We start from the raw sequence: 8,073 nt of genomic DNA, 5'->3' as shown, positions 1-8,073 counted from the left end.
AAATCGGCTGTCCGACTAATTTTATTTCTGTATCTTTACCCATGTTGCAGTTTTTGGTTCGCAAAACAAAACTACAACATTGAGGGGAAACCCGTTGGGAGTACCCTCTTTTGTATTAATTTAGTCGGTCAGTAGTGATATTTTATTCAACTTTCAACAGGCAAAGAAACCTGTTCGGTTAAAGCAATTGTCAATTAGACATTACATAACATATTTTTGAGATATGGAATGTCTGTAAAGGAAGATTTCTTTTAAGGTTTCCTGTTTTGTTGTCCTCTTTTTAAATAACTTTGCGACTCTTTAATATTAATCTAACCATTCTATGAAAAGGAAACTGTTACTTTTAGCCCTTGCCACTGTTATCCTTATTTTATCGTTATTATACATCGGTAAAAACAAGTCTTCTTCGCAGTCGACAATTTCTGTATCCGGAAAGTCTGATGTAAAGCAGGAGGGGAAATTTGGTCCTGAAGATTGGATGGCCAGACAAAGGGCATATCCATACGGCAAGATAAACGTGAGTGCATATTTGGATGGTATGGAGCAGGCGACCAAACTTCGCCATGCCTCGCCCAAAGGCAGATACAACTGGGAACTTGCCGGTCCGACAAATGTCGGCGGCAGGATTACGGATATTGCTTTCCATCCCAACGCACCATTTACATGGTATATTGGCGCAGCTTCCGGTGGAATATTGAAAACGACAGATGGTGGTGAAACATGGGATAATGTTTTTGAAGATGCTGATGTCATCTCTATCGGTGACATCGCCATTGATCCCAGCGATCAAAGCATCATTTATGCCGGTACAGGTGAAGCCAATGCATCAAGCTACAGCTTTTTTGGAAATGGCGTTTACAAATCGACGGATGCCGGGCAGACATGGCAGCACTCAGGCCTGGAGAATTCAGCATATATCGGACGGATCATCGTCGACTATGACAACCCGCAGCGCGTTTATGTTGCTGCATGTGGGAACCTTTTCACCCCTGACGAAAACAGGGGCATATACCGTAGCCTGGATGGCGGCGCTTCATGGGAAAAGATATTATTCCTCACCGACTCGACATCTGGTGTTGACCTTGTTCAGGATCCGCATAACCCGGATATCATCTATGCCACCATGTGGGAACGCATGCGCGGACTGAATTACCGCAGATCTTTCGGTGAAAGTTCCGGCATATATAAAACGACGGATGGAGGCGATACATGGGATCAGCTGATAAACGGCCTCCCGGTCGGCGATAATGTCGGACGCATAGGCATTGACATTGCCGCTTCCAGTCCAAATACACTGTACTCGTTTATCGACATGGATTATTATGAGGTTAGGGTTTATAGGAGTGATGATGCCGGGGCTTCCTGGGTACGGAAGAACGATGGCCTGCTCCAGCAAATGAATAGTAATTTCGGCTGGTATTTTGGACAAATACGCGTTGACCCGGCTAATGCCGAAAGGGTCTTTGTCCTTGGCGTTTATGCCTACCGCTCCGAAACCGGCGGCAACAGCTGGATGGAAATAGGCGACTGGGACTTTCACGTCGACCACCATGCCCTGAGCATTGATAATTTATCCGGTATGTGTGTGGAAGGTAATGACGGCGGCTTGTACACAAGCTTCAACTATGGCACCACATGGGCTAAGGTGTATAACCTGCCTATCACACAGTTTTATGACATCGAAGTGGATTTTGTCAACTCATTCCGTATCTATGGCGGTACACAGGATAATGGCACAATCCGTACACTGACCGGCAGCCTGGATGACTGGCAGAATATACTTGGCGGTGATGGTTTCTACTGTGTCGTCGACTATGCCAATCCCAGCATCATCTACGCCGAATATCAGTGGGGCGGATTAAATAAATCAACAAATGGCGGCGGGTATTTTGAATCTATCGGTTATGAAATGTACGGCGACAGAACCAACTGGTCATCACCATTGGTGATTCATCCCCTGGAACCCAGTGTACTCTATTTCGGCACATACAGGGTTTGGAAAAGCATTGACTGGGGAACAAGCTGGACTGCCGTTTCAAGCGATATGACCGATGGCGATGATGGCAGTACATGGCATACTGTCAGCACTTTGGCCGTGTCACCATTGGATCCCAGTATCGTACTTGCAGGTACTGATGACGGTCATGTTCATATTTCCGTTAATGGCGGCAGTACATGGAATGAGATATCCGAAGGGCTGCCGAAGCGCTGGATCACCGGCGTGGCAGCAGATCCGCATGATGCCAATACGATCTATGCGACCATCTCCGGCTTTCGCTGGGATGAACCGTTGCCTCATGTTTTCAAATCGACCGACCTGGGCGAAACCTGGACAAGCATTAGCAGTAACCTGCCCGAACTGCCCATGAACTGCATTCTTCTCGATCCTGAAATTCCTAACCGTATCTTAGTCGGATCTGATGCCGGTGTATATTATACTGAAAATGGAGGTCAGAACTGGATAAGCGTTTCACAGGGTCTTGGCAACGTCGCGGTTACAGCAATGAAATTACACAGCCCCACACGTACGCTTATCATGGGTACTTATGGCCTGTCAGCATATAAGATAAATATTGATGATATTTCTGTCGGCATCAGCAATCCATCAGACAATCAGACGTTTATGCCGACGCTTGAGGTTTATCCCAATCCAGCCGGTATCAGTGAAGGTAAAGAGATTTCTTTTTCTTTTGAACTATCCAGATCCGGACATATTGAACTCTCCATCGCCGATATAAATGGCCACCTGATAAGGATACTGAAAACAGGGTACACTTTGGAGGGACCTTATACACAACGCTGGAATGGAACCACAAGCCAGGGTGAAAAATTGAAAGCAGGATTGTATATAGTTCAACTTAAATCCAACGTACAAACGACGAGCAGGAAATTTATCGTTCAATAAGCAGTTCGGGATACAATATTTGTCCTGAATTTCGTTAAACAACTATTATTAATTAAGAATATTATGACTATGAAACGGAAATCATTAATCTCATTATGGATCATTTTGGGATGTGTTGTTTTTTCTTCCGCTGTTTTTGCACAGAATGAAGAGAAGGTCACAGTCAGGGATAAGAATTACCAGGCAAATATTGGTAACCTTAAATTTAAGTCATTTGGACTGGGTTTTCCCGGAATCACAATCAACAGTGTAATGACCGACACGGTATTTATGTTAAATGGATGGGGTAAAGTAATGACTCTTTCAGTGGAGGACGCCCCTGATTATATCACCTATAAGCTCATCCCTGAAACATTGAACCCGAATGCAGAAGGGAAATTAATTATCACTTACGATGCGAAAAAAAAGAATGAATATGGTCGTGTTGTGGATCATTTGAATCTCATTACCAATGATACAGTAAAATCTAAAAAAAGGATCATCATCAGCCCCGACATAATGCCTGACTTCTCAACATTGACCGAACAGGAACGCTCTAATCCGCCGGTTATCGTTTTTGACAGCACCGAGATGAATTTCGGCAAATTAAAAGAAGGGGATGTGGCAACCATTAAATTCCCTTTCAAAAATACCGGTAAAAGAACATTGAACATTTATTCCACTAAGGCATCATGTGGATGCACCAAGGCGGAAACAAGCGTTAAAACTGTGGAACCGGGACAAAGCGGGGTAATAACGGTGACTTTCGACAGCAAACGCAAGAAGGGAGAGCAGAGCTATCATGTTACTGTGATCTCCAACGATATTAAGTCTCCATCAAAGATGATTGCTATAAAGGGTATGGTGGAACAGGTTCCCAAATAAATATATTACATAAGTTCCGGTATACCGGTAAATCCATCTCAAATGAATATCATCATTACCGGCGCCAGTAAAGGTTTGGGATACGAAACGGCAAAAGCATTTTATCACCAGCCCGATAATTGCATCATTGCTATTTCAAGAGATAAGAAACGACTTGAAGCCCTTGCCTCTGAGTGCAAAGTTCCGGAACATACCAGCAGCATATTTCCTTTACCTTTCGATCTCCGGAAAGGGGATTATCATCATGTCCTTAAACCTTCTGTCGCCAAGGTTTTCGACCATGTTGATATACTCATCAACAATGCCGGAATGCTCATTAATAAGCCTTTTGATCAATTTACCATTGAGGAGTATGACGAGGTTTTCGACATCAATCTGAAAAGTGTCATCCGCCTCACCCAGCTGTTTCTCCCTATGCTGCGAAAGGGCAGTCATATTGTGAATATCAGCAGCATGGGAGGTGTTCAGGGTAGTGTGAAATATAGTGGAATGTCACTGTATAACGCCAGCAAGGGAGCCTTGGCTGTCCTTACAGAATGTTTGGCAGAAGAATTCAAAATATTCGGGATAAAGGTGAATTGCCTGGCATTAGGAGCTGTGGATACAGATATGTTCCGTAATGCTTTCCCCGGTTATCAGGCACCTTTGGATGCTGCTACCATGGCTGAGTTCGTCATGCATTTCGCGTTGAATGGTCATAAGTATTTTAACGGCAAAATTTTACCTGTCGCTCTTACAACACCATGATTCAATTGTTTTTTTGAACATGACAAAAAGTAGTGAGATGTGTACAAAAAAATGAGTACATTTGTTATTGCATGGGAATAAACGAATCTTCAGATATCATTTCACATCCCGGGATTGTTGAAAAAGTTGACAATGAGACTATCTATGTCAGGATCATGAACTTATCGGCATGTTCCGCCTGCCACGTAAAAGCGGCATGCAGTATGGCCGAGATGCAAGAAAAGATCATCGAAATAAGAAGAAACTTTAAGGATAATTATAAAACAGGTGAGCAGGTCAATGTGGTGCTTGAAAAATCACTGGGGAAGAAAGCTGTCGTCCTTGCTTATCTGTTGCCATTGCTGATACTTGTTATATCGCTGGTTATCCTTACCTCTTTTTCAATCAATGAAGGTGTAGCTGCGTTGGTTTCCATTTCATTGATGGGACCATACTATCTGGTGTTATATCTGATGAGGAACAGGTTGAAAAATACATTTGATTTTAAAATAGCATAAGCTAATCAATTAATAATTAATAATTTATACATATCATGAAACGTTTTTTATTCTTATCAGGCTTAATTGTATTAAGTTCACTTGTACTTCAGGCTCAGGAAGTGTTTCAACTGACCAGGGTTGAAAAGGCTGTTTATTTTGACAAAACTCCGCCCTTACGGGATATGAAAGTCATCCTGCCGGGACAACGTGACAGGAGCTGGAAAAATGGACTTGTCGAGGATAAATACCAGGAAGAATCCTCAAGAAATCATAGTTTTGAGATTCGTGAAAATTTTACTGATCCGGTTCTGCAGGCTTATTTCGGCAAGCATTCAGTTCGAGGCCCTATTCGCAACTATGATGGAGTGGGTAATGTCAATGGCGTATATCCTCCGGATACGGAAGGTGATGTGAGCCCTGACTATTATTTTCAGATGATTAACCTGTCGTTTGCCATTTGGGACAAACAGGGCAATTTGGTTTACGGTCCTGTCGATAACAGCACATTGTGGGAGGGATTCATCGGTTCATGGACCGGCACTAACGACGGTGACCCTGTTGTGTTATATGATGAACAGGCTGACCGGTGGATGGCATCGCAGTTTGCAGTCAACACTGACATTACCGGAGGTACATACTGGCAACTATTCGCTATATCCCAAACCAATGATCCCCTTGGTTCCTGGTACCGCTATGCATGGCAGTTCAACGCCATGAATGACTATCCTAAGCTTGGCGTTTGGAATGATGCCTATTATGGAACCTTCAGGATGTTCGGCACCCAGGTAAAAGGTGGTGTGGCAGCTTTCGAACGCGATAAAATGCTTATCGGCGACCCCGGTGCCCGCATGGTCTATTTCGACCTGAACACATCAACACTCGAAATCCTGCCTGCCGACGTCGATGGCCCTTCGCCACCCGACGGTACAACATGCTTCTTTACCAGCCTGTCTATCAATGCCCAGAAAATGAAAATTTATGGCTTTCACGTCGACTGGAATAATACCCTTAATTCAACATTCACTCTCCTCCAGCTTATCGATGTGGATCCCTTCAGTGCAAATCTGTCAGGTATTACCCAGCCAGGAACAACACAGACGCTTGATGATATGACCGACAGGTTGATGTACCGCCTGCAGTACCGGAATTTTGGCTCCTGGCAGGTACTGCTTACAAATCATACCGTCAATGTCAGTAATCATGCCGGTATCAGGTGGTATGAGTTCAGGAAAGATGCTAGTAACTGGTACATTTATCAGCAGGGGACCTATTCACCTGATGCCGAAAACCGCTGGATGGGCAGCATAGCCATGAATGGTAAAGGAAACATTGCCCTCGGCTATTCTGTGTCGAGCAGTACCGTTTATCCTTCAGTTAGATATACAGGTCGTACGGCCGATGCTCCACTGGGAGAGATGAACATACCGGAAATGGATGTGGTTGATGGCACAAATTCTCAGTCTGGCGTTAATCGTTGGGGCGACTACAGCATGATGTCGGTTGACCCGGCTGATGACTCAACATTCTGGTATACTCAGGAATATATGAAGTCTCAATGGAAGACCAGAATCGTGACATTTGACTTTGGCCCTATACTGCCACCTTCGATAGATGCCGGCAATGACGATACGATCTGTGAAATGAACTACTTTACCACTCAGGGAATTGCTACCTATTGCGATGGAGTGCTCTGGTCAACCTCGGGCGATGGTAATTTTATACCAAGTCCGCCTAATACCCTTAGTACCACCTATCTACGGGGACCTGATGACATCGCTAACGGCAGCGTCACACTTAAACTGACAGGTTATGGTTATGAAGCGGGCTTTGAATCCTATGACAGCCTGCTGCTCTCTATCGTCAAAAAACCGGATGCCGATGCAGGCATTGATACGACCATATGCAACTACCATACTCTGACACTCTCAGGACAAGCTGAATATGCATCCTCATATTACTGGACGACGAATGGTGATGGGGCTTTCAGTGATACGGCTTCGCTGACTGCCGAATATTTTCCCGGAACCGGGGATATTGCCGCCGGTTCCGTCAAGCTCACACTGCATGCTTTAGCCATCGCTCCGTGCTCCCTGCCTAACACCGATTATATGAAACTGACACTGGATCCCTGCACAGGTATGGACGAAAAATATGCCGATAAGATTGATGTCAAAGTCATTCCAAATCCTACATCGGGAGTTTTCGACGTATATATAAATGGTGTCGGTAATCAGGCTTTCAATGTTCAGGTGACCGATACACAGGGTAACATCCTGTTTTCAGAGCGCAGCAATACACAGGTTGCTTCCTATACCAAGAAATTTGACATGACATATTTTCCGAAGGGCATCTACTTACTGAAAGTTCGGGCCGGGAACTCCCAGAAGGTCGAAAAAATTGTGGTACAGTAGGCAGACTTTTTAAACATCCTGTAAGAGTCATAGTAATAGGTGTATCGGATATTGCTATCTTATTGGTCATCTTACCGGATTACAGTCGTCTTTTCCGATTAATGGAGTCTATCCTTACTTGTCGGGACGACGTATTTGCACGAATTAGGTGTTAACATTCGGTATATCCGGGAGATTCCGGGGCATCGTAGCAGTCGAACATCGGAGATATACACTTATGTTAGTGCGCGGACTATACAGAGCATCCGGAGCCCGTTTGATGATTTTTAGTCAGTGAAAATATAGCAATTAATATAACATGCTACTCAATCTCTCCTGTCCGCACTCCTAATGGTGTGTAAACAGGACTATATGAGTAGGTGTTACAAGATAGTTGAACTAAACCGCCTCTGGCGGTAGTTCCGATTAACATTACCTTTTCAAATACTTTCCGTAAAAGGCAATATGTTAAACCCTTAAAACATATTGCTATGAATGCTTTACGAAAACAAATGATTCAACAGATGCAGTTGAAAGGTTACAGTCCTGTGACCATAAGATCTTATGTCAGCATCATTGCCCAGATTGCATTATTTTATAAAACTCCGGCAGATATGCTGACAGTCGACCAAATCCGGGATTATATCTTGCTTAACATCACAGGGAATAAACGAAGTAAGTCGTGGAT

Annotated in this window: 6 protein-coding genes; all 6 read left to right on the top strand. The window is 44.0% G+C overall.

Features of this window, described 5'->3' with window-relative positions; all coding sequences use genetic code 11:
* Positions 1 to 322: 322 nt before the first annotated feature.
* Positions 323 to 2,905, top strand: coding sequence for a T9SS type A sorting domain-containing protein (locus NT175_14585; GenBank protein MCX6235919.1), 2,583 nt, complete (start codon positions 323 to 325; stop codon positions 2,903 to 2,905).
* 69 nt (positions 2,906 to 2,974) lie between these two features.
* Positions 2,975 to 3,769, top strand: a complete 795-nt coding sequence (locus tag NT175_14580; GenBank protein MCX6235918.1) for a DUF1573 domain-containing protein — start codon at positions 2,975 to 2,977, stop codon at positions 3,767 to 3,769.
* 42 nt (positions 3,770 to 3,811) lie between these two features.
* Positions 3,812 to 4,516: an SDR family oxidoreductase gene (locus NT175_14575; GenBank protein MCX6235917.1), complete on the top strand. Its 705-nt coding sequence runs from the start codon at positions 3,812 to 3,814 to the stop codon at positions 4,514 to 4,516.
* 71 nt (positions 4,517 to 4,587) lie between these two features.
* On the top strand, positions 4,588 to 5,013 hold the full coding sequence (locus tag NT175_14570) for a SoxR reducing system RseC family protein (GenBank protein MCX6235916.1): 426 nt from the start codon (positions 4,588 to 4,590) through the stop codon (positions 5,011 to 5,013).
* 35 nt (positions 5,014 to 5,048) lie between these two features.
* Complete coding sequence (locus NT175_14565) at positions 5,049 to 7,406, top strand: T9SS type A sorting domain-containing protein (GenBank protein ID MCX6235915.1); 2,358 nt, start codon at positions 5,049 to 5,051, stop codon at positions 7,404 to 7,406.
* Between the two features lie 470 nt (positions 7,407 to 7,876).
* On the top strand, positions 7,877 to 8,073 hold a 197-nt coding region (locus tag NT175_14560), incomplete at its 3' end, for a phage integrase N-terminal SAM-like domain-containing protein (GenBank protein ID MCX6235914.1).

The sequence above is a fragment of the Bacteroidota bacterium genome (assembly GCA_026391695.1).
In the GTDB taxonomy this organism is placed as follows: domain Bacteria; phylum Bacteroidota; class Bacteroidia; order Bacteroidales; family JAGONC01; genus JAPLDP01.
This window is presented reverse-complemented; position numbering and strand designations above follow the sequence as displayed.

Bases quoted from the DNA above. Each gene is read 5' to 3' on its own strand.
- NT175_14585 (MCX6235919.1), top strand. From the start codon at position 323: ATGAAAAGGAAACTGTTACTTTTAGCCCTTGCCACTGTTATCCTTATT.
- NT175_14580 (MCX6235918.1), top strand. From the start codon at position 2,975: ATGAAACGGAAATCATTAATCTCATTATGGATCATTTTGGGATGTGTT.
- NT175_14575 (MCX6235917.1), top strand. From the start codon at position 3,812: ATGAATATCATCATTACCGGCGCCAGTAAAGGTTTGGGATACGAAACG.
- NT175_14570 (MCX6235916.1), top strand. From the start codon at position 4,588: ATGGGAATAAACGAATCTTCAGATATCATTTCACATCCCGGGATTGTT.
- NT175_14565 (MCX6235915.1), top strand. From the start codon at position 5,049: ATGAAACGTTTTTTATTCTTATCAGGCTTAATTGTATTAAGTTCACTT.